Raw genomic sequence first — 26,394 nt, 5'->3', positions numbered from 1 at the left:
CCGTTCAGAACAGCGCCTGCACCCCGTCGCTCCGCCGGCCGGCGCCCTCGAAGGCCAGCAGCCGCTGCTTGCGGTCCAGGCCGCCGCCGTATCCGGTGAGGCTGCCCGAGGCGCCGATGACCCGGTGGCACGGCACGATGATGCCGACCGGGTTCCTGCCGTTGGCCAGGCCGACCGCCCTGGACGCGCCCGGCCTGCCGAGCTGCTCGGCCAGTTCACCGTACGTACGCGTCTCGCCGTACGGGATCTTCCGCAGCTCCTCCCAGACGCTCCGCTGGAACGGGGTGCCGTGCAGGTGGAGCGGGAGGTCGAAGGTGGTGAGCTCGCCTGCGAAGTACGCCGTGAGCTGGCGGATCACCTCGGGGAAAGGCTCCGGGTCGGGGACGCCGAAGGTCTCCTCGGGTGGGCGGTGGCGCTGGTCGGTCATGTAGAGGGACGAGAGAACGCCGTCGGTGGCGACGAGCGTCAGCGGGCCGTAGGGGCTGTCGACGACCGTGTGCTGCTTGGCAGGCATGGGGGGGCTTCCTTCGTCAGGCGGGCAGGTGGTTGATGGGGTGGTCGTCCACGGTCCAGAGGTACTGGACGGCGTACGCGCGCCAGGGACGCCAGTCGGCGGCCCGTGCGGTGAGGGCGGCCGGGGTGGCCGGGAGGCCGAGGCGTTCGGCCGCCCGGCGGATGCCGAGGTCGGTGGGGAGGAAGGCGTCGGGGTCGCCGAGGGCGCGCATGGCGATGACCTCGACCGTCCAGGGGCCGAATCCGGGGAGCGCGGAGAGTTCGGCGCGCGCTCGCTCCCAGTCGGTGTCGGTGCCCAGGCGGAGCGTCCCGTCGGCGAGGGCGGCGACCAGGGTGGTGAGCGTGGTGCGGCGGCTCCGGGGCAGGGCCAGGGACTCCGGGTCCAGCTCCGCCAGGGCCTGCGGGGTCGGGAAGAGGTGGGTGAGCCCGCCCTCGGGGTCCTCGGCCTCCACCCCGTACGCGGTGACGAGGCGGGCCGCGTGGGTGCGGGCGGCGGCGGTGGAGACCTGCTGGCCGAGGACCGCGCGTACGGCGAACTCGGCGCCGTCCACCGTACGCGGCACCCGGCGGCCGGGCCCGGCGTCGACGAGCCGGGCCAGCAACGGATCGGTCCGCAGCTGGGCGTCCACGGCGACCGGGTCCGCGTCCAGGTCGAGGAGCCAGCGGCACCGGCTGATCGCCTGGGTGAGGTCGCGGGGGTCGGTGAGGGAGAGCCGGCAGGCGATGTGGTCGGGCTGCGGGGTGAGGGCGACGGTGCCGTGCCCGTACGGGAGGGTCAGCGTGCGGCGGTAGGCGCCGTCCCGCCACTCCTCGACGCCGGGGACGGCGGTCGCGGCGAGGTGGCCGAAGAGGTTGCCGGGGTTGAGCGGGGCGCGGTACGGGAGGCGGAGCGCGATCACGCCGGGGGTGGCGGGGGCCAGGGGGCCGCGGGCGGCGCGGGTGCGCAGCTCGCCGGGGGCCAGGGCGAAGACCTCGCGGACGGTCTCGTTGAAGGTGCGGACGGAGGAGAACCCGGCGGCGAACGCCACCTCCGCCAGGGGCAGGGTGGTGGTCTCGATGAGGAGGCGGGCGGTCTGGGCCCGTTGGGCGCGGGCCAGGGCCAGGGGGCCCGCGCCGAGTTCGGCCAGGAGCTGGCGTTCGATCTGACGGGCCGAGTAGCCGAGGCGGGCGGCGAGGCCCGGGACGCCCTCCCGGTCGACGACGCCGTCCCGGATGAGCCGCATGGCGCGGGCCACCGAGTCGGCCCGGGCGTTCCACTCGGGGGAACCGGGGCTGGTGTCGGGGCGGCACCGTTTGCAGGCCCGGAATCCGGCCTGCTGGCAGGCGGCGGCGCTCGGGTAGAAGGTCATGTTGCGGACCCTGGGCGGCACGACGGGGCAGCTGGGGCGGCAGTAGATCCGGGTGGTGAGGACCGCGGTGAAGAACCAGCCGTCGAAACGGGCGTCCTTGGAGTGGACGGCCCGCACGCAGCGCTCGGTGTCGGTGTGCATGGTTCCAGGATGGGCCACCGGTCAGGGGCCTGGCTGGCGGAAATCCGACATGGGCCTCGGGGGCGGCGAGGGACCGTGTCGGCCGCCACGCTCCGGGGCCCTGGCGTCCCCCGGGCGTCAGCCGCGCATCGCGAGGACCTCCTCGAACTCCACGTACGCGTGCGCGTCGAAGAGCACGAACCGCACCTCCTCGACGGGCGCCACCGTCTCCGCGAGCACCGTGCGCACGGCGATCCGCGCGCCGTCGTCCATCGGCCAGCCGTAGATGCCCGTCGAGATCGCCGGGAAGGCGATGGTCCTGGCTCCCAACTGGGCGGCCAGGCGCAGCGATTCGCGGTAACAGGAGGCGAGCAGCGCGGAGCGGTCCTGGGCTCCGGAGAAGACAGGGCCGACCGTGTGGATCACCCAGCGGGCCGACAGGCGTCCCGCGGTGGTGGCGACGGCCCGGCCGGTGGCCAGGCCCTTGCCGTACTGCGAGGCGCGCAGCTCCCGGCAGGCGGCGAGGATCTCGGGGCCGCCGCGCCGGTGGATGGCGCCGTCGACGCCGCCGCCGCCGAGGAGCGAGGAGTTCGCGGCGTTGACGACGACGTCGGCGGACTGGTCGGTGATGTCCCCTCGGACCAGGCGGATTGCGGGGGTGACGGAGGTGCTCATGCGGACATCATGCCGCGCCCGGGGCGCCCGTGCCGCCCGCTCGGAGGGACCGGGTCCGGTCACTCGTACGCGCCCGGGCCGCGGGCCCGGAGTGATCCGGTCCGGGCAGCGGGAGTGCCCCGGTCCGGTGGGATGCGGCGGGCCGTCGCCGTGCGGTGACGCGCGGCGCCTCGTTGCCGCCACGCCGCCCGCCCGACGGGCAGAATGTCCCGGTACATCAACATTCCCCGCGCTGTCGGCGGTGGCTACCCAGGGGAGGGGCGCGTCCGTGTCCTCGTACGATGCGTCCACCGGCGGCCGGCGGCCCGGCGCCACGCTCCTCTCCCGGCGCCGGGCGCGGCGGGAGCAGCTGGCCAGGTTGCGGGACAACGAGTCGACGCTGCTGGACCGGCTGTACGGAACGGAGTTCGAGGGGTACGCCTTCCCCGAGCCGCACGACGTGGACGGGCGCACCGCCGTCGCGTGCATGCGGTTCGCGCTGCGCCACGGGCGGGAGCTGTTCCTCGCCGGGGCGGAGACCCGGGCCATCGAGTCGGCGATCGTCGCGGTCACGGCGCGCTGGGGCATGGACCATATGACGGTCGACGTCACGGCGCGGACCGTCCAGGCCCAGTACGCGCCGCCGGGCGCCCGGCCGCTGACGATGATGATGGAGACGGGTTCGGAGGACAGCCGGGACCTGCGGCAGCTGGACGATCTGAGCGCGCTGACGCACCGGGTGCTGGACGAGGGGCTGGAGCCGCTGGCCGCCGAGCGTGAACTGACCCGCATCATCTCGCTGAAGGGCTACTGGCCCTGGTGGACCAAGGTGCTGGGCGGGGCGCTGCTGGCGGCGATGCTCTGTGTGCTGGCGTCGGGGACGCCGAAGGCGGCGGTGGCCGCTCCCCTGGTGTTCCTGGTGGGCAACCGGTTCGGCTGGGCGCTGTCGACCAACGGCCTGCCCTCGTTCTACGTCACCGGGCTCCAGACCGCCGCCGTCATCGGGCTGACCATGCTGCTGGCCGACACGCATGTGCTGACCGGGGGCGAGGCGGCGAGCGTGGCCGCGGCCAACATGGTGCTGCTCCTGCCGATCCTGTCGGTGGTGAGCCTCGCGGAGGACGCCATCTCGGGGTTCCGGGCGATGGCGGCCGGGCGGCTGATCAGCGTGGGCATGTTCCTGGCGTCGATGGTCGGCGGGATCTCCCTGGTGGCGTTCCTGCTGCGGGACGCCGATGTGGATGCCCGCAACACGGCTTTCCGCGCGCTGCCGTTGGTGCTCTCCCTGGTGACCTCGGCGGTCGGGGCGCTCGGCAACGCCATCTTCATGGGCGGGCCGCCGCGTCTGCTGCCGTGGGCGATGGGGGCGGGTGTGCTGGCCGGGCTGGTCAACGGCGTCCTGCACCAGGAGCTGGGGCAGCCGACGCCGCTGGCGGTCCTGGGGGCGGCGGCGGTGCTGGGCGCGGCGGCGGGCGCGGCGGCGCCGGTCCTGCGGATCCCGTCGCGCTCGCTGGTGGTACCGGGTATCGCGGGGGCCCTGCTGCCCGGCCCGGATGTGTACCGCAGCCTGCTCCAGTACGGGCTGCATGTGCCGGGGGCGGGCGGTTACGCGGTGCTGGCGTTCGTCACGACGGCCGCGATCGGGGTGGGCACCGTGCTGGGCAACCACATCGGCGGTGCGGCGCAGCGGCGTTGGGCTCCGGCGGCCGGCACCGGCTGATTCGGCACCCGAGGGTTCAGGAGGACGCGCGCAGCTGTCGCCATACGGCCTTGGCGGCGTGGTGGCCGGACATGCCGTGCACGCCTGGTCCGGGCGGGGTGGCGGAGGAGCAGAGGAAGACGGCGGGGTGCGCGGTGGCGTACGGGACGCGGACGAGCTTGGGGCGGATCAGGGTCTGGAGGCCCGAGAAGGCTCCGCAGGCGATGTCACCGCCGATGTAGTTGGCGTTGCGCTCGGCGAGTTGGGGCGGTCCGGAGGTGGCGCGGGCGAGCACGAGGTCGCGGAACCCGGGGGCGAAGCGCTCCAGTTGGCGTTCGATGACGTCGGTGGCGTCGCCCTCCCAGCCGGCCGGGACGTGCCCGTACACCCAGAAGACATGGCGTCCTTCGGGGGCGCGGGTGGGGTCGGTGAGGCTGGGCTGGGCGGTGATGAGGAAGGGGGCGGAGGGGTCGCGGCCCTCGACGGCGGCCCTGAGCGCGGTGTCGATGGTGCGGGCGTCGGGGCCGATGTGGACGGTGCCGGCGCGGCGGGCGGCCTCGGCGGTCCAGGGGACGGGCCCGGAGAGCGCGTAGTCGATCTTGAAGGCGGAGGCGCCGTAGCGGTAGTGGCTGTAGGCGGATCCGAGGCCGGCGATGCGGGCGAGCGCGGAGGGTGAGGTGTCGAAGATGTAGGCGCGGGCGGGCGGGAGTTCGTCCAGCCGCTTGACCTCGCTGCCGGTGCGGATGGTGCCGCCCTGCTCGCGTACGTAGGAGGCGAGGGCGTCCGCGATGGCCTGCGAGCCGCCGCGCGGCACCGGCCAGCCGTTCTCGTGGGCGGCGAGCGCGAAGACGAGGGCGATCGCCGAGGTGGCGAAGCCGCTGGTGGGGGCGATGGCGTGGGCGGCGAGCCCGGCGAAGAGGCCGCGGGCCTTCTCGCCCCGGAAGCGCCGGGAGACCCAGGTGGCGGGCTGGAGGCCGAGCAGACCGAAGCGGGCCAGCCGGTACGGGTCGCGGGGCAGCCCGTCCCAGGGGGTGCGCAGGAAGTCGGCGGCCAGGGTGTCCCAGCGGCCGACGAAGGGGGCGACCAGGCGGCGGTAGGCGCCCGCGTCGGCGGCGCCCAGCGTCATCGCGCTCTCGCCGACGGAGCGGGTGAGCGCGGCGGCGGTGCCGTCCGGGAAGGGGTGGGCGAGGTCGACCTCGGGGTGCAGCCACTCCAGGCCGTGCCGGGCCAGGGGCATCGCCCGGAAGGCGGGCGAGCCGATGCCGAGCGGGTGCACGGCGGAGCAGGGGTCGTGCCGGAACCCCGGCAGCGTCAGCTCCTCGGTGCGGGCGCCGCCGCCGACGGTGCCGTGCGCCTCGTGGACCTCCACCGCGAAGCCCCTGCGGGCCAGTTCGGCCGCGGCCGTCAGCCCGTTGGGCCCGGCCCCCACGACCACCGCATCAAGCATCGACGGCACCTTGGGACTCCTTCGTCGGCCGGCAGGCGGAGACCCAGGATATTCGGGCGCACCGACAGCGCGGACGCGGGGACCCCGGGCAGCCGGTCGGGCGGGCGGACTGTCCGGAGCCTTTCGGCGATCCGGGGCGGGCGGACTGTCCGTAACCCTTCGGCGATCCGGGGGCGGCCGGACGCGCGGGCCGCCCCACGGCCTGGGCGTGTGTCAGCCGCCCGTGCGCAGGGCGGTCAGGATGCGCTGGGCGGTGGCCTCGTCGCGGGCCGCCGTGAACGGCAGGTCGTTGCCGCCCGCGATCCGGTACGGGACGCCGGACAGGGTCGACTCGGCGCCGCCCGCCTCGGTGACCAGGAGGAGGCCCGCCGCGTGGTCCCAGGCCAGCTCCCAGTTGAAGGCGACGGCGTCCTGGGTGCCGCGGGCGACGGCGAGGTATTCGAGCCCGGCCGAGCCGCAGGGGCGGGAGGCGATGCCTTCGGTGCGCAGGCCGAGCAGGGCCCGCTTCTGGGCCTCGGTGGTGTAGTCGGGGTGCGACATCGCCACGCTCAGCACGGCGCCGGGGGCGGGCGCGCCGGAACGTATCGGCATGCCGTTCAGGGTGGCGCCCCGGCCGCGTACGGCGACGGCCATCTGGCCCAGGACCGGTGCGTACGTCCAGGAGGCGTGGACCTCGCCGTGGTGGGCGAGGGCGACCAGGGTGCAGAAGCCGGCCTCGCCCCGGACGAACTGGCGGGTGCCGTCGACCGGGTCGACGATCCAGACGGGGGCGTCGCCGCCGAGGGCGTCGTAGACCGCCGGGTCGGCGTGCACGGACTCCTCGCCGACGACGACCGAGCCGGGCAGCAGCTCGGTGAGGGCGGCGGTGAGGTGCTCCTCGGCCAGCCGGTCCGCGGCGGTGACCAGGTCGTGCGGGCCGCTCTTCTCGATGATCTCGTGGGCGGCGAGCTTCCGGTGGCGGGGCATGATCTCGGCCGCCGCCGCGGCGCGCACGGCCGCCTCGACCTCGGCCGGCGGTCCGGTGCGCCCGGCGGTCCCGTACAGGAAGTCATGGATCATGGCTCCAGCTAAGCACGGCCCGCCGGGCCCCCACGCCCCGGGTGAACCCGGACATCTGCGACTCACGGTCGGATGCCGGACAGGAACCGCAAAGTCCGACCCGGAACAAAGACTGCGTCAATTCTTCAGCATATTCTCGACAGCGGCTTATAAATCCGCTGCGTGACAAGTGGAGTCCCTGCGGTTAGTGTTGGCCTGGATTCGGGGCCGGAGCTCACGCAATGGGTCGCTCCGCACGTTCTTGAGCGGCCACCGGGCCGGAACGCGCAACCAGGGGGAAACCGTGCCGCAGCCAGTCGACCCCCCAGAGTTACCCCACCCCGCCGGGACCAGGCGGACCCCCCGGCCGCGCCGCCGCATCCCGGGCCGGTACCGGCCGCCGTGCCACCGCGCGCGGGCCCCGGGCCGACTGTTCCCACGGATGTCACAGAGCTTTAACGTGCGCACCGAGAGCTGGCATCAGATGTCCGCGACAGTGGAACCGACCACGGAGCGGAAGCGTCTTGCACGGGAACTCGCATTCTCCCGCAGGCAATCTACGCGCCGGTAATAACTGGAAAAGCCTGTCGGGAGAAAACGCATTCCGTTTGAATACGCTGCGGCATCCCCGCAGTAATGCGGTCATGCGCCCGGAGGGTGCGGCATCCCCCTTTCCCCGCCGCCCGGAACCACATCGGGAGTGAACTCCACCGGGCAGGGAAGGCGCGCCCCCGAACACATGGTTCAACACATTCACAACATGCCGAACGACAACACGGCATCAGCCGTCGATGTTGGAGCACGAGGGGTTCTGGTATGGCAGAGAAGGGCAGACGCGGACTCCTGGTCCTGCACTCGTCACCTTTGATACGCAAGGCGATTCTCGATCTCTTCGACGGCGATCCGGGGATCACCGTCCTGAGCGGCTGTCCGCACCCGACCGCCGTCGGCAGCCTCCCTCGCCAGCGGCCGGACGTCGCGCTGGTGGAGTACGAGCAGTGGCAGGTGGTGCGCGGCAATGTGGCGTACTGGAGCGACACCCGGGTCATCCTCTACAGCAGGGACAACACCCCCCGCAGCGTGGTGGACTGCATCAGGGGCGGGGCCGCCGGTTTCGTGCACGAGTCGTGCCCGCCCGAGTCCATCGTCAAGGGGCTGCACGACGTCCTGAGCGGGCGCAGCTTCTGGCATCTGGGGGCCGACGAGCCCGAACGCGCACCGGTGGCGGTGCGCGCCGAGACGGGCAGGCAGTGGAAGCTCAGCGGGCGCGAGGAGGAGATTCTCGGGCTCTTACTCCGCCGGCGCTCCAACGAGGAGATCGCCCATGAGCTGTGCCTCACCCAGCAGACCGTCAAGAACTACGCGAGCCGGGTCTTCCACAAGGTGGGCGTCTCCGGGCGCAAGGAGCTGTTCAGGATGCTGAGGCCTTGCGCATGACCCTTCAGGAGCCGGCGGCCGGACCGACGGAAAGCCCCTTGTCGCTGGAGCGGCACGGGCGGGTGGTCACCCTCACCCTGAACCGGCCGCACCGCCGCAATGCGATGTCCACTCTGATGCTGAGTCAACTTTCCGAGGCATTGCGGAAGTTGACCGCGCGGGGCGAGGAGACGCCGGGTGCCCTGGTGCTCACCGGGGCCGGCGGGACCTTCTCCAGCGGCGCCGACACCCGCGAGCCCGACTGGCGGGACCTGTCGCGCCGCGCGGTGCGGCGGGCCCATTTCCGTACCGTGTTCGCGGCGTTGCACGAGGCGCCCTTCCCCGTGGTGGCGGCCGTCGAGGGGTACGCGCTCGGCGGCGGGCTCGAACTGGCCCTGGCCTGCGACCTGGTGGTGGCGGGCGAGGGTGCGCTGTTCGGCCTCCCGGAGCTGGGGGTCGGGGCCGTACCGGGCGGCGGAGCGGTCCACTCGCTGGTGCGCCGGGCAGGTCGCGGCGTGGCCGCCAGGATGCTGCTGATCCCCGGGGAGCACGTGCGGGCGGACGAGCTGGCCCGGCTGGGCGCGGTGGAGCGCGTAGTGCCCGACGGCGGGGCGCTCGCCGAGGCGCGGGCGCTGGCGGCCGCCGTGGCGGAGGGGGATCCGGCGCTGCTGGAGGCGGGGGTCCGGCTGCTGCGGGACTCCGGCCATCTGGACCGCACGGCGGCGCTCGGTGTGGAGAACGGCTACTGGTGGCAGGCGGCGTCCGCCGCTAGTCTTGTTGATCAGATTCAGTAATCAGTGAATAAGCTGTGCGTGCCGTACTCGGCAGGCGCCGGCGCAAGAGGAGAGAGCAGAAGAGACGTGACCCCTCTCATCGAATGTACTGATGTCACCAAGAAGTTCGGTGACTTCACCGCGCTGAGCCGGCTGAACCTGACGGTCCCCCCGGGCGTGGTCTACGGATACCTGGGCCCCAACGGAGCGGGCAAGAGCACCACCATCCGGATGCTCATGGGCCTCTCCCGGCCCACATCGGGCCAGGTCCGGGTGTTGGGCCAGGACCCGACCACCCCCGAGGTCCGGCGGCGCATCGGCTATCTGCCCGGCGAACTGCGGCTGGACGAGCGGCTGACCATCGAACAGACCCTGACCTCCTGGGGGCGGCTGCGCGGGCTGGCCGACACCGCCTACCGGGACGATCTGGTCCAGCGGTTCGGCATCGACCCGTCCCGGCAGGTGCGCGGGCTCTCCACCGGAAACCGCCGCAAGGTGGGCCTCGTCGGCGCCTTCATGGCCCGCCCGGAGCTGCTGATCCTGGACGAACCGACCAACGGACTCGACCCGTTGATGCAGCAGGTCTTCCTCGCCACCGTCGAGGAGGCCCGGGACAACGGGCAGAGCGTGCTGCTCTCCTCGCACATCCTCTCCGAGGTGGAGCGGGTCGCGGACCTGGTCGCGGTGTTGCAGGGCGGCAAGCTCGCCGCCTCGGGGCCCACCCAGGAGCTGCGCCGCCAGGCCGCGCAGCGCTTCCACATCACCTTCGCGGAGGGCGAGGAGGTGCCGCTCGCAGGGCTGGCCGCCCTGGACGGGGCATCGGGTGTGGAGCGGCGGCGGCCGGAGGGCCAGGAGGTCTCGCTGGCGTGGGCCGGATCGCCCGACGCGCTGCTGAAGTTCCTGGCGGGCCACCGGATCACGACGCTCACCGCGCCCGAACCGGACCTGGAGGAGGCGTTCCTGGAGTACTACCAGCAGGACGTCCCCGGCAGCCGGAGCGCCACCGCCGAGGAGCCCTCCCCGGCCGCCGGCCCGGTGCGGTAGCGACCGCCGACCGGTGGTGCCCCGTCCGGCACCGCCCGGCCCGCGACGGGTCCCAGTGATCAAGGCCGTCCCACGGGCCGGCCGGAAGGGAAACACCATGTCATCGCCCAGCTCGGAGATCTTCCGGCGCGGAGTACAGATCCAGAAGCGCACCCTGATCGCCTGGTCTGCCGCGCTGGTCCTGCTCGCCCTCTCCGTCGTCGGCGCCTGGCCCTCGATGGAGAGCTCCGGCGCCCTGGAGGACTTCTCCTCCGGCCTCTCGCCGGAGCTGGCCACGGCGTTCGGCATCGACCAGATCAGCAGCGCCAGCGGCTACCTCAAGGGGAACCTGTACGCGGTCCTGCTGCCGCTGCTCCTCGGCCTGATGGCCGTGACCGCCACCGCCGCCCTGACCGGCGGCGACGAGGAGGCCGGGCGGCTGGAACTGCTGCTCGCGCTGCCGGTCGCCCGCCGCCAGGTCTTCCTGGTCCGCTTCCTCTGCGTGGCCTTCGGCCTGGCCCTCACCAGCGTCCTGGTCTGGCTGTCGGTGTACGGCTCGGTCGTCTCGTACGACATGGACGTCTCCACCGGCGGGGTGGCCGCGGTGACGCTGACCGTCGCCCTGCTGGCCGTGCTGCACGCGGGGATCGCGTACGCCGTCGTCGGGTTCGGCTTCGGGCGCGGTACCGCGCTCGGCGTGGCGGCGGGGGTGCTCGTCCTCGGGTATCTGCTGCACGGCATCGCGCCGATGTCCGACGCCCTGGAGCCGCTGGCGAACATCTCGCCCTGGAAGTGGGCGCTGGGCGGCGATCCGCTGCTCAACGGTGTCCCCTGGGGCGGCGTCGGGCTGCTGGTGGCCGTCACGGTCGTGGTCGTCGCCGCCGGTACGTACGCCGTGGACCGGCGCGACATCAAGAACGCCTGAACCGCACGGTCCCGCAGCGGCCCGGCACCTCCCCGCGGAGGTGCCGGGCCGCTGTCGTGTGTACCTCGGGGCGTTGACGAAACCGGCCAAAAATCGAGTACCGGCAGTCACCGAAAAAGGCGTGCATGGGTACTTGACGGCCATATCGAGGCTCATGTAAGGGCAGCTAGCTTCGATCCATGGACAGCAGCCGATCCCATCCCCCGGACCCTTCCGATCCCATCGTGCTGACCGGCATCGGGTGCGTGCTGCCCGGCACTCCCGACGCCGATGCGTTCTGGAACCACATCTCCACCGGGAACTCCCAGGTGAGCCGGTTGGCGAAGCCCGCGTTCGCCGCCGCCGGGCTGCCCGTCCACGCGGCCGCCCAGCTCGGCGCGTTCGACACCGCGGCCCGGCTGCCGGACCTCAACCCGGCGCACGCCGCGAAGTACAGCCGCGACATCCTGGCGACCATGGCGGCCGTGGGCGACGCGCTGAAGGACGCCGGGATCGCCCGGGGCCAGATCGCGCCGGAGCGCCTGAGCATCGTCCAGTCCTCCTCCCGCGGCCCCCTGTCCTGGTGGGCCGAGACCATCACGGCGGACCCCGCGCAGGACCCGTACGGAGGCAAGGCCACGGCCATGTTCCGCGGGCTCGCCGGCTGCCCGGCCACCCTCGCCGCCATCGACGTCGGCGCGAGCGGCCTGGTCACCACCGTCAGCAGCGCCTGTGTCGGCGGCCACCACGCGATCGGCATCGCCCTGCGCGAACTGCGCTCCGGCAGCGCCGACGTGGTCCTCGCCGGAGGGCACGAGTTCCCGATCGCCCCCGAGGTCGCCCGCTGCTATCTGGCCCTCGGCGACGGGGTGCTCTCGCCGGAGAGCGACGACCCGGCCACCGCCGTTCGCCCCTACGACCGCGACCGGCGCGGCTTCGCCCTGGGCGAGGGAGCCATGACACTCTGCCTGGAGCGGGAGTCCTCCGCCCGGGAGCGCGGGGCCCGCATCTACGCCCGGATCCTGGGCCACCGCGCCCTCAACGAGGCCAACCACGCCACCAGCATGGACCTGGTCGGCGACGTCACCGCCTCGGTCGTCGCGGGCGTGCTGGACGACGCCGGGCGCAAGCCCGAGGAGATCGGCTACGTCTGCGGCCACGGCACCGCCACCCGGTACAACGACATCGCCGAGAGCCGGGCCCTGCGCCGTCTGCTGCCCCGCCACGACGACGCCGACCTGCCGCCGCACGGCTCCAACAAGCCTATTTACGGCCACACGTTCGGCATGGCCGGGATCATCAACGTCGCCGCCACCTCGCTGATGCTGCACCACCAGCGGCTGGCCCCGACCGCCAACCACCGCACGCCGGACCCCGAGTGCGATTACGACCATGTCGCCGAGGGGCCGCGCGACGCCGAGATCGACCTCGCGGTCTCGCTGTCCTTCGCCTTCGGCTCGCAGACCTCCGTCATGGCCCTGGAGCACGCATGACCACAGCCCCCGAACGCCCCTCCCCCGCCGCCCCCTATATGGCCACCGGGCCCGACGAGTTGATATGCCGCTTCGTCCGGGCGGGCGACCACGTGCACGCGGCGGCGACGATGTCACGGCCCAACGCCCTGCTGAACGCGGTGTGCCGGGCCTTCGCCGGAATGCAGAGCATGACCGTCAGCACGACCGCCGTGCACTCCAGCGCCCATGCGCTCGCCCTCTCCGGTGCCGTACGGAAGGTGATCACGGGCTTCGTCGGTGACACCTTCCCCTCGCCGCGCCCCAACCGCCTCTACCGCGAACTCGCCGAGGGCCGGCCGTTCGAGGTGGAGATGTGGTCGCTGCTCAGCTACACGCAGCGGCTGATGGCCGCCGCGCTCGGCCAGCCCTTCGCCACCACCGGTTCCCTGCTCGCCGAGACCGACCTGCGGCACGGCAAGGAGGGCAGCCTCCATCTGGTGCCGCACCCGGAGGACCCGGAGCGCTCGGTCACCCTGCTCAGCCCGCTGCGCCCGCGCTTCACCCTCTTCCACGGCGTCGTCGCGGACCGGCGCGGCAATGTGGTGGCCGTACCGCCGCTGGGCGAGGGCGCCTGGGCCGCGTACGCCGCCACCGAAGGGGTCCTGGCCTCCGTGGAGGCGATCGTCGACGACGAGGTGATCGCGGCGATGCCGGACCGGGTGGTGATCCCGGCCGCCCGGGTGCTGGGGCTGTGCGAGGCGCCGCTGGGCGCCCACCCGCAGTCGCTGCGTACGGGTGGACTGGCCGGTGTCGAGGGCTACTTGGACGACTACGGCTTCCTCACCGACATCGTCACCGCCTGCAAGGACCCGGAGACGGCCGCCGCCTGGTACGAGGAGTGGGTCGGCGGGGTGGAGAGCCACGCCGACTACCTGGAACGGCTGGGCGAGGCGCGCCGTGCCTCGCTGGTCTTCCCCGCTCCCCCGGCCGCTCCCCGGCCCCCGGCCGACGTGTCCGGCGCCCCCACCGAGCAGGAGCAGCTCATCGTGCTCGGCGCCCGCACGGTCGCCGGTCTGGTCCGGGAGCGCGGCTACGACACGCTGCTCGCCGGGATCGGCACCTCGCACATGTCCGCGTGGCTGGCGGCCCGGCTGCTGGCGGCCGACGGCGTCCAGGTGCAGGTGGCCGCCGAGCTGGGCCTCCAGTCGATGGACCCCGAGCCCGGCGACGTCTTCCTCTTCAGCCAGCGGCACGCCGAGCGTTCGCAGATGCTCGCGGGTGTCGCGGAGACGCTGGGCGGCGCGGTCGCCGCCAACCCCCGCTGCCTGGGCGTGCTGTCGGCGGCGGAGATCGACCCGGACGCCGGCATCAACACGACGCTGCTGCCCGACGGCCGCTGGATCACCGGCTCCGGCGGGGCCAACGACATCGCCTCGTCCGTGGACTGCGTGGTGATCGCGGTCGCCTCGCCCCGCCGCTACGTACCGCGCCTGACCCACCTCACCAGCCCGGGCCTGAACGTCCGTGACGTGGTCAGCCAGTTCGGCCGCTTCACCCGTACAGGGGCGGGCACCCCCTTCGAGCTGGCGAGCTGGCTGCCGCCGCAGCCGGGCCGGGGCCGCACCGCACAGGACCTGCCCGACGGGCCGGAGGCAGCCGTACGCGACCTCACCGGCTGGCCCGTGGGCGTCAGCGGCTCCCTGACCGACGAGAAGGCCGTCACCACCGAAGAGCTCACGCTCCTGCGCACCATGGACCCGGAAGGCTTCTACCGATGACGACCACCACCACGGGCACCGCCCCCGACCCGGCCACCGCCCACCTGCGCCCCCTGCCGCCCACCGCGATCGCCCCCGTGCGGCTCGCCGGGATCGGCCACTACTTCCCCGGCGAGCCGATCACCAACGCGCACTTCGAGCAGATCGAGGCGCTGGGCATCGACGACGCCTGGATCCGCGAGAACACCGGGATCGTCAGCCGCCACTGGCCGGCCGACGAGAAGGAGCGGGCGGTGGAGATGGCGGCCAAGGCGGTGGACCAGGCCCTCGAAGCCGCCGGTCTCGGCCCCGACGACATCGACCTCGTCATCGGTACGACCTCCACCACCCGGCCGCGTACCAACCCCTCCAGCGCGACCAACAACTACATGGACATCTCGCTGCCGCTCCAGAAGCAGGTCGGGCTGCGCCACGCCACCTGCTTCGACGTCACCTCGGTGGCCTGCGCCGGCTTCATGTACGGCACCGCCACCGCCGCCGCGATGCTCCCGGCCCTCGGGATGCGCAACGCGCTGGTCGTCTGCGCGGAGAACCCGCGCCCGATCCTGAACTTCGACTACCGCTACTCGGCGCTGTTCGGGGCGGGAGCGGCGGCGGCCGTCTGGTCGGCTCGGACCGAGGAGCGCGGGCTGCTGGATGTGGCGCTGCACGCGGACGGCTCGTACTTCGACGCCTTCGACATCGACGAGAACGACAAGATGCTGATGCGCGGCCGGGAGGTCGGCGCGGTCGGCCCGAAGCTCCTCTCCCACGTGGGCCGGGAGATCCTGGAGCGCAACGGCCTGACGGTGGACGACATCGACTGGTTCGTCCCCCACCAGGGCAACCTGAACATGATCAACCAGGTGTGCCGGACGCTGGAGATCCCGCGCGAGAAGCTCCTCACCAACATCCAGGAGCGCGGCAACACCTCCAGCGTCTCCATCCCCAGCTGCCTCTCCGAGAACCTCCGCTCGGGGAAGATCCGCTCCGGCGATCTCGTCGCGACCATCGGCATCGGCCGCGGCTTCAGCTGGGGCGCGATGCTCCTGCGGATTCCGTGAGCACGGCCATTCCTGATACGCCGGGCGGCCCCCGGCGACCACCGTCGAGTACGGGAAGACGAGAGATGCACGACGAGACCTCCCTGTGGCGCGAGAGCGGTCTGCGCCTGTCCGGATTCGGGCACTACTACCCACGCCTCCTGGTCGGGAACGAGACCGCCGACGACCCGGCGGGCAACGCCGTGGACGAGGCCGTCATCGGCCGCCTCGACGTACGCAGCCGGCATGTGGCGGACGAGGAGGAGACCCCCGCGTACATGGGGGTCCGCGCCGCCCGCGCCGCGATGGAGCAGGCGGGCATCGGCGCCGACGAGGTGGACCTGCTGGTCTTCAGCAACTGGACGGACCGCCAGTTCGTCCCCGAGTGGGGCCCGCACACCGCGCATCTGCTGGGCGCGGACCGGGCGCTCGCCTTCGATGTGTGCGGTGCCTGTACGGGGTTCGTCCACGGGGTCCAGACGGCGGCGGCGCTCTTCGGGGCGCACGCCACCTGGCGCCACGCGCTGGTCGTCTCCAGCGAGCGGTTCTCGCGCCGGGTGCGCCCCGGCAGCAAGGGCGAGCTGATCGTGGGCGACGCGGCCGGTGCGGCGGTGCTCTCGCGCGGCGCCGAGCCGGGCGCGGGGCTCTGGGACTCGCTACTGATCAGCGACGGCTCCGGCCGGGAGACGGTCACCGTCTACCCGCCCAACGGGTGGATCAAGAGCAGCCGCGAACTGGTCTCCATCGCCGCCGACTCCCACGCCGACCTGGCGACCCGGATGCTGGCCCGCTCGGGCACCAAGATGGACGAGATCGACTGGGTGGTGCCCCACCCCGGGACGGGCCAGCTGCACACGGCCGTACGGGAACGTCTGGACATCCCGGAGGAGCGCTTCGTCACCAACTACGAGACGCGCGCCAACACCGGCAGCGCCTCGGTGCCGATCGTGCTCTCCGAGATGGCGCGGGACGGCCGGCTCAAGCCCGGCGACCTCTGTTACACGCCGACCGTGGGGTCGGGCTGGTACTACGGGGGGCTGCTGTTCCGTGTCTGATTCTCCGCTCAGCAGGGGCGTGCGCGGCACCGCCCTGGTCACCGGCGGCAGCCGGGGCCTCGGCGCGGCGATCGCCCGCCATCTCGCCTCCGTCGGCTGGCACACCGTGATCTGCGGGCGCGACCCGGAGAGCCTGGACGCCGGGGTGAAGGCGGCGGCCGACGACGGGCTCGTGCTGCATGCCGTACGGGCGGACGTCACCGACGAGCGGTCGGTGGCCGCCCTCTTCGAGCGGCTGGCCGAGGACGCCCCGCCGCTCGGGCTCTGCGTCAACAACGCGGGCAACAACTTCTCCCGCCGCCTGGTGAGCGTCAAGGAGCGGCCCGACGGCCCGCCCCTGCTCACCCCGCACCCGCTGGAGGACTTCGAGCGGGTGGTGACGTCCCTGCTGACCGGCACCTTCCTCGTCGGCCGCCACGCGGCACAGACGATGCTGGCCGCCGGTACGCCCGGGGCCATCGTCAACATCTCCTCCACCGTCCGCCACGGCGCGTACGGGCAGTCCGCCTACTGCGCGGCCAAGTCGGGGGTGGAGGCGCTGACCCGTACCTGGGCGACCGAGCTCGGCGAGTACGGGATCCGCGTCAGCGCGGTGGCGCCCGGCGTCATCGACGGCGAGGCGCTGCGCAGACGTACGGCGGCGAGCGAGCGGCACGCCGCGTACATGGCGGACCTCCAGCGCCATGTGCCGTTGCGCCGCTGGTGCGACGAGCAAGACGTGGCGGAGGCGGTCGCCTTCGCCGCCGACAACCCCTCGGTGACCGGCACCGTGCTGGAGGTCGACGCGGGCGGACTGCCCGCCCGCGTCCTGCCCCCGGCCGGCCGGGCCACCGGGGCGAGCAGGACAGCCGCGCGCGCGGACCTCCCCGAGAAAGCGGAGAACACAGCATGACCAGCGGCTTCGCACCCACCCTGCTCGAAGGCAGGACCACCTTTCTGACCGGCGCCAGCAGTGGCATCGGCGCCGTCCTGGCGACGATGCTCGCCGCCCACGGCTCGCAAGTGGCGCTGATGGCCCGCAGCGAGAAGGAGCTGCGGCTGCTGGCCGAGCGGATCGAGGCGGACGGCGGGCGGGCGGTGGCGGTCCCCGGCGACCTCACCGACGCCGACAGCGTGCGGGCCGCCGTCCGCGAGGCCGAGGAGCAGCTCGGCCCGATCGACCGGCTGGTGCACTGCGCGGGCGAGGCCCGCAACCAGGCGTTCCTCTGCGACCAGGACGAGGAGCAGTGGATGGCCACCCTCGACATCAACCTGCTGGGGGCCTTCCGGGTCGCCCGCGCGGTGGTGCCGGGGATGATGGAGCGCCGCGAGGGCAACATCGTGATGGTCTCCTCCATCGCCGGGAAGCGCGGGCTGCCCGCCAACACCTCTTACTGCGCCTCGAAGTTCGGCCTGAACGGGATGACCCAGGCGCTCGCCTCCGAGCTGGGCGCCTTCGGTGTGCGGGTGAACGCGGTCTGCCCGGGGCTGACCGACAGTCCGGCCGCCACGGACGGCGGGCGGTACGGCGACGCCTTCATGGCCGCCATCGCCAAGCACCACGGCCCGCCGGACCTGACCTGGGAGCGGTACCTCAAGCGCGCGGTCAACTCCACGATCCTGCGGCGGCTGGTGCGCCCCGAGGAGATCGCCGCCCAGGTGCTGTTCCTGCTCTCCGACCTCTCCGGCGGGATGACCGGACAGGCCGTCAACGTGGACGCGGGGGCTCTGTGAGCGAGGAGTGGACCCCCGGCCCCCGGGACGCCCTGGTCACCGGGATGGGCTTCTGCCTGCCCGGCGCGGGCGACGAACCGGTGCGCGAGGCCGAGCACGTCTGGGCGACCGCCTCCACGGGGACGAGCCATGTCGAACGCGACGGCTTCCACCACGGGACCGTACGCGGTGCCCGCGAGGCGTTCGCGGAGCTGCTGCCGGAGATACCGGCCCGCTATCTGCGCAGCTACGCCGACGTCCACCTCTACGGGCTGATCTCGCTGGTCGAGGCGTGCCGGGACGCCGGACTCGACTACGAGGCAGGCCAGTTGAGGGGAGCCGATGTGCTGACCGCCCGGGCCGGGGTGGACAGCAACTACGACAGCTACCGCGCCTGGCACGACGCCGATCCGGCGACGGTCAGCCCGGCGGACGCCAAGTCCCTGTTCGTACGGCTGCTGGTGGCGGGTACGTCGAGTGATGTCGGCCCGGTCCAGGCGGCGTTGCTCGGCTCCACCGGCGCCAACTACACGGTGAGCTGCGGCTGCGCCTCCTCCTCGGTGCTGCTCGGCATCGCCCGCATGATGATCGCCTCGGGCCAGAGTGATCTGGTGGTCGTCACCGGGGTGGACCGCTTCGACACCGAACGGGTGCTCCACGGCCACCGGTTGCGGGAGGTGGTGGAGCGCGAGGCCGTGACGGTGCGGCACAACAGCGACCCGCCGGCCGCGCCCCGCCATGACCGGCCGATGCGCCCGTACGACGCGGCGGGCGACTGCATGAACTACGGCGACGGCTCGGTGACCCTGATCCTGGAGAGCCGCGAGCACGCCTCCGCACGCGGCGCCCGGGCACACGGCGCGGTCCTCGGCCAGGCCACCACGCGTGGCGGGCTGAACAGCGCGGTCGCCATCGACACCGGCGGTACGGGGCTGGCCGAGGCGGCCCGCCGCGCCCTGGGCGACCACACCCCGCTGGAGCGGATCCCGTACGTCAACGGGGGCGGCGAGGGCGACGCGCTGTTCACCCGGATCGAGTCCAATGCCGTACGCGCGCTGTGGGGCGAGAAGTCCGGGCAGGTGCTGGTGAGTTCGCAGGAGGCCTGCTTCGGCCACAGCGGGGCCCCGCTCGGCAACCTGGGCACGGCACTGACGCTGATGATGATGCGCGAGGGCCAGGTCTGCCCCACGGCCAACTGCGAAACCCCCTCCCCCGTCTGCACGTTCGACCCGGTGCCGGGCACGCGGACGCGGGCGCTGCGGTTCGACCGGGCGCTGAGCTTCAACTACCAGGTGGGCGGGGTCAACAGCGCGCTGCTGCTGGGCGGTGGCGATGTCTGCTGAGCCGCCCGTGTCCCCCTGTGCTGCCGGTGAGGGGTGGTCGTGATGCCCGCCGAGCTGCCGCTGCTGCGGCTGTCCGGTGCCGGGTTCGTCCTGCCGGGGCCGGACGGCCGCGCCTGCACCGACCTGGACACCTTCTGGCGCGTGGTGCGCGACGGGGCGAGCTGCCTCTCCCCGTACGCCCATCCCGAACTCCCCCTCCGTATCGCGGGAACGGTGAACGGCTGGGACCCGGAGGCCGCCCTGCCGCTGTCGGAGCGGCAGATCCGACGCTCCTCGCGCGCCGGGCTGATGGCCACCGGGGCGGTGCACCGGGCCCTGGAACAGGCCGGGTTGACCGCCGCCGACCTCGATCCGGAGCGCACCGCGCTGGTCGCCTGCTCGCTCCAGTTCGCCTTCCCGGAGACCGAGCGCTACTACACCCTGGCCCGGGAGAAGGGAGTAGCCGCCCTCGGCATGGAGTATTGGCTCAACGGAACCCCGCCCAGCGTGGTGGGAACCGTGGCCTCCGGTCTCCAACTCCCCTGCCAGACACTGAGTGTGGCGGGCTCCTGCAATGTGGCGCTGCGGACGCTCCACCTGGTACAGCAGATGTTCCGGTGCGGGGACATCGACCGCGCGATCGTCGTGGGCGTGGACACCACCGTGGACCCGGTCTTCGTCGCGGGCACCAGCCACACCGGCCGCAGCGGCTACCGCGCCTCCTCGCTCTCCGACAACCCCGCCGACGTCCGGCCGCACGACGAGATCCAGACCGGCAACGCCACCGGCGAGGGCGCGCTCGCCGTCATCCTGGAGGACCCGGCCGCGACCGGGGACCGCCCGGGGCTGCTCCACCGCGCCCACCTGCGCACCTCGCGCTCCAACGGCCCCTCCACCGTCGCCACCGGCCCGCCCGCCAACGTGGTGGGCGATGTGCTGGCCACGCTGGCGTCGGCGGGGCGCGGCCTCGGCGACCTGGCGTTCGTCAACGACTACGCGGACGGCAACCGGTTCGTCGAGGACCACCTGTGCCAGGCCCTGGCGGGGGTACGGGAGGCGGCCGCGTACGACGGCGAGCTGCGGCTCACCAACCAGGAGGCGGTCTTCGGCCATGTCGCCGGGACCGGCGGCCTGGTCAAGCTCCTCGGCAGCCTGCTCATGCTGCGCCACGGCCATATCGCCCCGAGCGCCAACACCCTTGTCCCGTACACGGGTCTGCCGGGCGATCCGGTGCTCGCGGGCGGCCTGGCGACCGGCGGCGACAGCGCGCTGGTGCTCGCCTCCGGGGCGGGCGGCGACGCCACGAGCATGGTCATCGAATACGAAGGCGGCGACTTGCCATGACCCACGTTCACAGCACCGCGACGCGGCCCGGGACGGCCGCGGGAGGGGACCCGCTGCGGGCGCCGATCAGCACCCGCGTGGTCGTCGACGCCTCGGGGGCCGGGGCCACCGGTCTCTCCGAGGCGCTGAGCGCGCTCGGCCTCTCCCCCGAAGCCCCGGACGCCGGTGCCGGTGCCGGATCCGAGGCCCCCGCCGCGTACTGCGCGCTGCTGCTCGGCGAGGAGGCGTACGGCGCCGAGCGCTCGGCGGGCCTGGACCGCGAGCGGATCCGGACCGCCGCGCTGGCGATGGCGGCGGCCGGGCGGGGCCGACTCGTCCTGGTGACCGACGCGACGGGCGAGACGCACGCCGGGACCGACCCCGACCGGTACGCCCGGCTCGCCGCCGACCGGGCCTGGTGGCAGCACCTGGTCACCGAGGTGGCCGGGCGCGGCGTCACCGGCAACACCGTGGTCACCGGCTACTCCCCCGACCTGGGCCACCACCTCTCCGAGGCCGCCGAGGCCGGACTGCTGCGCTATCTCGTGCAGCGCCGCCCCACCACGGCCGCCGATGTGGCGGCCACCGTCGCGTTCCTGGTCTCCGAGGGGTGCTCGTACCTCGTCGGCGAGACGGTCCCGGTGGACGGGGGCGCGGGGCTCGGCCAGATCCCGTCCCTGCCCGCCGGTACGCCGACTCTTGCGCCCCGCCGTAGCGCCCCGCAGGACCAGCCGCCGCCGGAGCCGGTCACCGGTCAGGACCTGCTGGGGCACAAGGTCCTGGTGGCGGGCGCCAGCAGCGGGATCGGCCGGGCCGCCGCGCTGCACCTGGCCGGACGCGGGGCCGATGTGGTCCTGGCGGCCCGGCGCACGCAGGCGCTGGAGCAGGTCGCCGCCGAGATCGAGGCGCTGGGCCGTCAGGCCTGGACCCTGCGCTGCGACCTCTCCGACGCCGAGGACGCCGCCACCCTGGGCGAACGTGCCTGGAAGGCGGCCGACGGGGTCACCACCCTGCTGTACGCGGCGGGGCACCTGGGCTTCAGCGCGGTGGGCGGCGACCCGGCGTCGGCCGCCCGGACCTTCGCCGTGAACCTGCACAGCTTCGTCGCCGTCACCGAGTACCTGACGGCTCGCTGGCGCGAGGAGAAGGTGCCCGGCGCGGTGGTCGGGGTCTCCTCGGTCAGCTCCACGCTCAGCCCGGTGGCGGGGCTGGAGTATTACGGGGCGAGCAAGGCGGCGATGGCGCAGTACATCCGCTGCCTCGCGGTCTCGGTGGCGCGCCACGGCATCCGCGCCAACTGCGTGGCGCCCGGCATCATCGAGACGCCGATGGGCGACGCGGCGGGGCCCGAGCACCGGCGCGGCTGGATCAGCCGGATCCCCGCCGGGCGGGTCGGCGACCCGCGCGAGGTGGCGGCGGTCCTCGGCTTCCTGCTGAGCGGCTCGGCCGCCCGGGTGACCGGTGCGGTGCTGCGGGCGGACGGCGGCTTCGGCCTGGGAGACGTGGCTCCGCTGCGGCCGGGGTTCCCGGAGTTCGTGGAGGTGGAGAGCCCGTGAGCGCCGCCGGAGAGCCGGGCGGCCGGCCGGTCGCCCTTGTCGCGGGCGCCTCCTCCGGGATCGGGGCCGCCATCGCCCGCCGACTGGCCGCGCGCGGGAGCGCCGTGGCGCTGGTCGGGCGGCGGGAGGCCGAGCTGAAGGAGGTCGCGGAGTCGATCCGTACGGCCGGAGGCACCGCCCTGCCGCTGGCCCTGGACCTGGCGGAACCGGGCGCCCCCGCCGAGGCCGTCGCCGCCACGGCCGCCGCGCTGGGGCCGGTCGGGCTGCTGGTGTGCAGCGCGGGCGCGATCCGGCTGGCCGCGATCCACGAGACCGAGGAACGGCACTGGGAGCGGCAGCTGCGGGTGAACCTCACCGTGCCGTTCCTGCTGGCCCGGGAAGTGCTGCCCGGGATGCGGGAGCGCCGCTACGGCTGGGTCGTGAACATCGGCTCGGGCGTGGGTTCCGAGGTGGTGCCGGGCAGCGGCGGGTACGGCGTCAGCAAGCACGCCGTGCACCGGCTCACCGAGCTGGTCCACGAGGAGAACCGCGACCTCGGCATCCGCGCGGTCACCGTCGCCCCCGGCTGGGTCTCCACCCGGCTCGCGGCCCGCCCCTCCGACCTCGGAGTCCCCGAGGAGGAGGTGCTGGACGCGGAGGACATCGCTGACACCGTCGTCTGGCTGCTGGACCGCCCGGCCCGGATGAGCGTGGGCCCGCTGGTCCGCGTGGAGCCCTCGGCGAGCCGGGCCGCCGCCGGTGACGCCATGACCCGCCATCTGACCCGTTCCCGCGACCGGGGCACCGGTCCGGCCGAGAACGCGGGCACCGCACCCGCCGCGAAGGAGACCCGCTGATGGGCAGGACCACCCTCATCCAGCACGACGTGCCGGTGGAGATGCGCGACGGGACGGTCCTGCGGGCCGACGTCTGGCGCCCCGCCGACGCCCCGGCCTCGCCCGCCGTGCTCTTCCGCACCCCGTACGGCAAGTCCCAGCTGGGGCTTGCCACGTTGACCCCGGCCCAGTGCGTGGACCGGGGGTACGCGGCCGTGGTGCAGGACACCCGGGGCCGGTTCGGCTCGGAGGGCGCGTGGGCGCCGCTGGACTGGGCGCAGGAGGGGCCCGACGGCTACGACACCGTGGAGTGGACCGCCGAACAGCCCTGGTGCGACGGGAACGTGGCCATGGCCGGCACCTCGTACCAGGCGATCGTCCAGTGGCTGGCCGCCATGGAGAAACCACCGCATCTGCGGGCCATCGCGCCCACGATGTCCACCTCGGCCCCCTTCGACGCCGAGCAGCTCGGCGGCTCGCTGCGCCTCGACCACCTCACCAGCTGGCTCGGGCTGACCGCGCTGGAGTGGGTGCAGCGCCGGGCGGCGGCGGGCGATCCGGTGGACGGGGCGGTGGTGGCGGAGGTGGTGCAGCTGCTCACCACGCCCGAAGTGCCGTTGCGGCGGTGGCCGTTGTCGACGGTCCTCGACTTCGAGGGGTTCCCCGGACGGCTGCGGGACATCTTCGCCGGGCACGTGGCGACGGTGGCCGACTACCGCCTCGGGGAGGTCGGCGTGCCCACGTTCTCGGTGGGCGGCTGGTACGACGTGTTCTCCTACGGAACGATCGAACTGCACCGCGCCATGTGCGCCCAGGACCCGGTGGCCGGACGGCACGAGCTGGTCATGGGCCCCTGGGTGCACTCGGGCCAACTGCCGCAGGTGCAGGGCGAGGTGAACACCGGGCTGTACGGTTCGGCGCAGGGCGCCCGGCTGCCCGATCTGCACCTGGACTTCTTCGACCGCCACCTGAGGGCCGGAGGCGAGCGCGCCACGGACCAGGATTCCGGCGGGGGCGTACGGTACTTCCTCTTCGGTGCCGACACCTGGCACCGGGCCCCGGCCTGGCCACCGCCGGAGACCGTCGAGTCGTCCTGGTATCTGGCGGGACCCGCCGATGACGGGGACGGCGGCCGACTGCTGCCCGAGCCGTCCCAAGTGGCTCCGGGCCAGGACACGTTCACCTACGACCCGGAGGACCCGGTGCCCTCGCACGGCGGGCGGGTGCTCCAGCTCGGTCGGCTGGCGGCGGGGCCGCTCAACCAGGCGCATCTGGAGAGCAGGCCGGACGTGCTGCTCTACACCTCCGAGCCGCTCACCGAGCCGCTGGACGTGGTCGGCCGGCAGCGGCTGCGGCTCCGCTTCGGCTCGGACGCGCCCGCCACCGCCGTGGTCGCCAAGCTCACCGACGTACATCCGGACGGGCGTTCGCTGCTGGTGGCCGAGGCCAGTCTCCGGCTGGAGGCGGAGGGGGACGGCCCGCCGGACGAGCCGTACGACGCCGATCTGCTGCTCGGGGACACCGCGTGGCGCTTCGCCCCCGGACACCGGCTGCGGGTCCATGTCACCAGCAGCAACTTCCCCCATCTGGACCGGCACCCCAACGTTCCGGGGCCGATCGGCGAGGCGGAACACTGCCGACCGGCCCGGCAGTCGGTCCGTTACGGCGGCCCGTACGAGAGCGTGCTCCGGCTCCGGACCCTGGGTGCGCCGAGCTCCGGGGAGGCCCGGTGAGCGACGACATACTCGACCCGGCGTCCGCCGCCGTGCCGACCGCCGAGCAGTGCGTGCTGGGCCCCCTGCTCAGGCGGCGGGCGGCGGCCACGCCGGAGGCGCCGTACGCGTTGATGCCGGACGGCGACCTCTGGACGTACGCGCGGACGCTCCGCGAGACCGAGGAGACGGCCGCCGCGCTCCAGGCGCTCGGCGTCACCCCGGGCGAGCTGGTGCTGAGCTGGCTGCCCAACGGGCCCGAAGCGCTGCGCACTTGGTACGGGGTCAACGCGGCCGGTGCCGTCCTGGTCCCGCTCAACACCGCCTACCGGGGCGCGATCCTGCGCCAGGTGATCGCCGACAGCGGAGCCCAGGTGCTGATCTGCCGGCCGTCGCTGGCGGCCCGGCTGGAGGAGTCGGAGAGCGAAGTGGGCGCGGTGCGGACGGTGGTCCTGCTGCCGGGACCTGAGGACGCACCCGAGGACGTGACAGCGCTCGCCGGGCGGCTCTCGGCGCGCTACCGGGTGGAGACCGAACTCCGCGCGGAACAGGCGCGGTTCACCGAGCCGGTGCCCGCACCGCAGCCGTGGGACCCGCAGACCGTCATCTACACCTCGGGGACGACGGGCCCGTCCAAGGGTGTCGTCTCCTCCTACGCGCACCTCTACACCAGCTGCACCGCGGCCTTCCACAGCATGGCCGGGCCCCAGGACCGCTATCTGCTGCAACTGCCGCTGTTCCACGCGGGCGGCACGATCGGCGCGTACGGGATGCTGGTGCACGGCGGTTCGCTGACCGTCGTACCCGCCTTCACCACCAGTGAGTTCTGGCCGCTGATCCGGCGTACGGGAACGACCCTGTGCACGCTCCTCGGGGTGATGGCGACCTATCTGCTCAAGCAGCCACCGCTGCCCGAGGACACCGGGCACCCGCTGCGGGCGGCCTACGTCATCCCGTTCACCGAGGGGGCGACGGAGTTCTCCAAGCGGTTCGGGGTGTCGGTCCGCGCGCTGTTCAACATGACCGAGGTGTCATGCCCGGTGCTCTCCGCCCCGGACCACCACCCAGGCGTGCCGATGCACTGCGGGGAGCCGAGGCCGGGCATCGCCGCCCGGGTCGTGGACGACCACGACCGTGAGGTGGCGGACGGCGAGGCTGGCGAGCTGGTGCTGCGGGCGGACCGTCCGTGGTCGTTCCTCAGCGGCTACCTGGGACGGCCCGCCGAGACGGCCGCCGCCTGGCGCAACGGCTGGTTCCACACCGGGGACACGTTCCGGCGCGCCCCGGACGGCGGCCTCGTCTTCGTGGACCGCAAGAAGGACGCCATCCGCAGGCGCGGCGAGAACATCTCCTCCTTCGAAGTGGAGGCCCAGGCGGTCGCCCACCCGGGTGTCCTGGAGGCGGCGGCGGTGGCCGTGCCCGGCGACGAGGGCGAGGACGAGGTGCTGCTGGTGGTGGCGGACCGCGACCCGGCGGCCCCGGTCGACCCGGCGGCGCTGCTGGAGTTCCTGCGGGAGCGGCTGGCCCACTTCATGCTGCCGCGCTACATCCGGGTACTGCCCGAGCTGCCCAAGACGCCGACCGGAAAGCCGACCAAGCACACGTTGCGCGCCGAGGGCGTGGTGGCGGGGACGTGGGACCGCGAGGCGGCGGGCATCCGGATACGCAGGGAGAAGATCGTATGAGCCAGGAAGCATGCGGGGCGGGCCGAGAGGCCGTCCCGGCCGGT

General features: G+C 73.5%; 22 protein-coding genes. 17 read left to right on the top strand and 5 right to left on the bottom strand.

Annotated elements, in window-relative coordinates; genetic code table 11:
- Positions 1–4: 4 nt before the first annotated feature.
- The 3 genes from GTY67_RS30015 to GTY67_RS30005 all read right to left on the bottom strand — a co-directional run bounded on the left by GTY67_RS30015 (position 5) and on the right by GTY67_RS30005 (position 2,657).
- The gene (locus GTY67_RS30015; protein ID WP_093693830.1) at positions 5–514 is read right to left on the bottom strand and encodes a methylated-DNA--[protein]-cysteine S-methyltransferase; all 510 of its coding nucleotides are present in this window, start codon (positions 512–514) and stop codon (positions 5–7) included.
- Between the two features lie 16 nt (positions 515–530).
- A complete protein-coding gene (locus GTY67_RS30010; RefSeq protein WP_161281106.1) occupies positions 531–2,003 on the bottom strand; it encodes an AlkA N-terminal domain-containing protein in 1,473 nt (490 codons plus the stop codon).
- Positions 2,004–2,120: 117 nt separating this feature from the next.
- Positions 2,121–2,657: an O-acetyl-ADP-ribose deacetylase gene (locus tag GTY67_RS30005; protein ID WP_093693832.1), complete on the bottom strand. Its 537-nt coding sequence runs from the start codon at positions 2,655–2,657 to the stop codon at positions 2,121–2,123.
- Positions 2,658–2,925: 268 nt separating this feature from the next.
- On the opposite strand from GTY67_RS30005, the gene GTY67_RS35385 reads away from it, so the two are divergent.
- On the top strand, positions 2,926–4,356 hold the full coding sequence (locus GTY67_RS35385; RefSeq protein WP_343238789.1) for a threonine/serine exporter family protein: 1,431 nt from the start codon (positions 2,926–2,928) through the stop codon (positions 4,354–4,356).
- 16 nt (positions 4,357–4,372) lie between these two features.
- Here the strand turns inward: GTY67_RS35385 and GTY67_RS29995 are convergent, their stop codons facing one another.
- Both GTY67_RS29995 and GTY67_RS29990 read right to left on the bottom strand, forming a co-directional pair.
- Positions 4,373–5,791: an NAD(P)/FAD-dependent oxidoreductase gene (locus GTY67_RS29995; RefSeq protein WP_161281105.1), complete on the bottom strand. Its 1,419-nt coding sequence runs from the start codon at positions 5,789–5,791 to the stop codon at positions 4,373–4,375.
- Positions 5,792–5,995: 204 nt separating this feature from the next.
- Entirely contained in the window at positions 5,996–6,841 is an 846-nt protein-coding gene (locus GTY67_RS29990; RefSeq protein WP_161281104.1) for an inositol monophosphatase family protein, read from the bottom strand.
- A 795-nt stretch (positions 6,842–7,636) separates the two neighbouring features.
- Between GTY67_RS29990 and GTY67_RS29985 the strand changes: the two genes are divergently transcribed.
- The 16 genes from GTY67_RS29985 to GTY67_RS29910 all read left to right on the top strand — a co-directional run bounded on the left by GTY67_RS29985 (position 7,637) and on the right by GTY67_RS29910 (position 26,350).
- Complete coding sequence (locus tag GTY67_RS29985; RefSeq protein ID WP_093693836.1) at positions 7,637–8,257, top strand: response regulator transcription factor; 621 nt, start codon at positions 7,637–7,639, stop codon at positions 8,255–8,257.
- Positions 8,254–9,030 carry an enoyl-CoA hydratase/isomerase family protein gene (locus GTY67_RS29980; protein WP_161281103.1) on the top strand — a complete coding sequence of 259 codons (777 nt, stop codon included), beginning with the start codon at positions 8,254–8,256 and terminating at the stop codon, positions 9,028–9,030. The genes GTY67_RS29985 and GTY67_RS29980 overlap by 4 nt, the downstream gene beginning before the upstream one ends.
- Positions 9,031–9,096: 66 nt before the next feature.
- Entirely contained in the window at positions 9,097–10,053 is a 957-nt protein-coding gene (locus tag GTY67_RS29975; protein WP_161281102.1) for an ABC transporter ATP-binding protein, read from the top strand.
- Positions 10,054–10,150: 97 nt separating this feature from the next.
- Positions 10,151–10,957, top strand: a complete 807-nt coding sequence (locus tag GTY67_RS29970) for an ABC transporter permease subunit (protein WP_093693839.1) — start codon at positions 10,151–10,153, stop codon at positions 10,955–10,957.
- A 179-nt stretch (positions 10,958–11,136) separates the two neighbouring features.
- Entirely contained in the window at positions 11,137–12,429 is a 1,293-nt protein-coding gene (locus GTY67_RS29965) for a beta-ketoacyl-[acyl-carrier-protein] synthase family protein (RefSeq protein ID WP_161281101.1), read from the top strand.
- Positions 12,426–14,168 carry a CoA-transferase gene (locus GTY67_RS29960; protein ID WP_161281100.1) on the top strand — a complete coding sequence of 581 codons (1,743 nt, stop codon included), beginning with the start codon at positions 12,426–12,428 and terminating at the stop codon, positions 14,166–14,168. Before GTY67_RS29965 ends, GTY67_RS29960 begins: the two co-directional genes overlap by 4 nt.
- Positions 14,165–15,211: a ketoacyl-ACP synthase III gene (locus tag GTY67_RS29955; protein ID WP_161281099.1), complete on the top strand. Its 1,047-nt coding sequence runs from the start codon at positions 14,165–14,167 to the stop codon at positions 15,209–15,211. The genes GTY67_RS29960 and GTY67_RS29955 overlap by 4 nt, the downstream gene beginning before the upstream one ends.
- Before the next feature lie 65 nt (positions 15,212–15,276).
- The gene (locus tag GTY67_RS29950) at positions 15,277–16,245 is read left to right on the top strand and encodes a ketoacyl-ACP synthase III (protein WP_093693843.1); all 969 of its coding nucleotides are present in this window, start codon (positions 15,277–15,279) and stop codon (positions 16,243–16,245) included.
- Positions 16,238–17,137, top strand: coding sequence for an SDR family oxidoreductase (locus tag GTY67_RS29945; RefSeq protein ID WP_093693844.1), 900 nt, complete (start codon positions 16,238–16,240; stop codon positions 17,135–17,137). Before GTY67_RS29950 ends, GTY67_RS29945 begins: the two co-directional genes overlap by 8 nt.
- Positions 17,134–17,958 (top strand): SDR family NAD(P)-dependent oxidoreductase, encoded by an 825-nt coding sequence (locus GTY67_RS29940; RefSeq protein ID WP_093693845.1) that lies wholly within the window; start codon positions 17,134–17,136, stop codon positions 17,956–17,958. The genes GTY67_RS29945 and GTY67_RS29940 overlap by 4 nt, the downstream gene beginning before the upstream one ends.
- 44 nt (positions 17,959–18,002) lie before the next feature.
- Positions 18,003–19,280 carry a beta-ketoacyl synthase N-terminal-like domain-containing protein gene (locus tag GTY67_RS29935; protein WP_202462642.1) on the top strand — a complete coding sequence of 426 codons (1,278 nt, stop codon included), beginning with the start codon at positions 18,003–18,005 and terminating at the stop codon, positions 19,278–19,280.
- Between the two features lie 42 nt (positions 19,281–19,322).
- Positions 19,323–20,603 (top strand): beta-ketoacyl synthase, encoded by a 1,281-nt coding sequence (locus GTY67_RS29930; protein ID WP_161281097.1) that lies wholly within the window; start codon positions 19,323–19,325, stop codon positions 20,601–20,603.
- Positions 20,600–22,138 carry an SDR family oxidoreductase gene (locus tag GTY67_RS29925; RefSeq protein WP_161281096.1) on the top strand — a complete coding sequence of 513 codons (1,539 nt, stop codon included), beginning with the start codon at positions 20,600–20,602 and terminating at the stop codon, positions 22,136–22,138. Before GTY67_RS29930 ends, GTY67_RS29925 begins: the two co-directional genes overlap by 4 nt.
- Positions 22,135–22,974, top strand: coding sequence for an SDR family oxidoreductase (locus GTY67_RS29920; protein ID WP_161281095.1), 840 nt, complete (start codon positions 22,135–22,137; stop codon positions 22,972–22,974). Before GTY67_RS29925 ends, GTY67_RS29920 begins: the two co-directional genes overlap by 4 nt.
- Complete coding sequence (locus GTY67_RS29915; protein WP_161281094.1) at positions 22,974–24,686, top strand: CocE/NonD family hydrolase; 1,713 nt, start codon at positions 22,974–22,976, stop codon at positions 24,684–24,686. The genes GTY67_RS29920 and GTY67_RS29915 overlap by 1 nt, the downstream gene beginning before the upstream one ends.
- Positions 24,683–26,350 carry an ATP-dependent acyl-CoA ligase gene (locus tag GTY67_RS29910; RefSeq protein WP_161281093.1) on the top strand — a complete coding sequence of 556 codons (1,668 nt, stop codon included), beginning with the start codon at positions 24,683–24,685 and terminating at the stop codon, positions 26,348–26,350. Before GTY67_RS29915 ends, GTY67_RS29910 begins: the two co-directional genes overlap by 4 nt.
- Positions 26,351–26,394: the final 44 nt, after the last annotated feature.

The sequence above is a fragment of the Streptomyces sp. SID8374 genome (genome assembly GCF_009865135.1).
Classification (GTDB): domain Bacteria; phylum Actinomycetota; class Actinomycetes; order Streptomycetales; family Streptomycetaceae; genus Streptomyces.
This window is presented reverse-complemented; position numbering and strand designations above follow the sequence as displayed.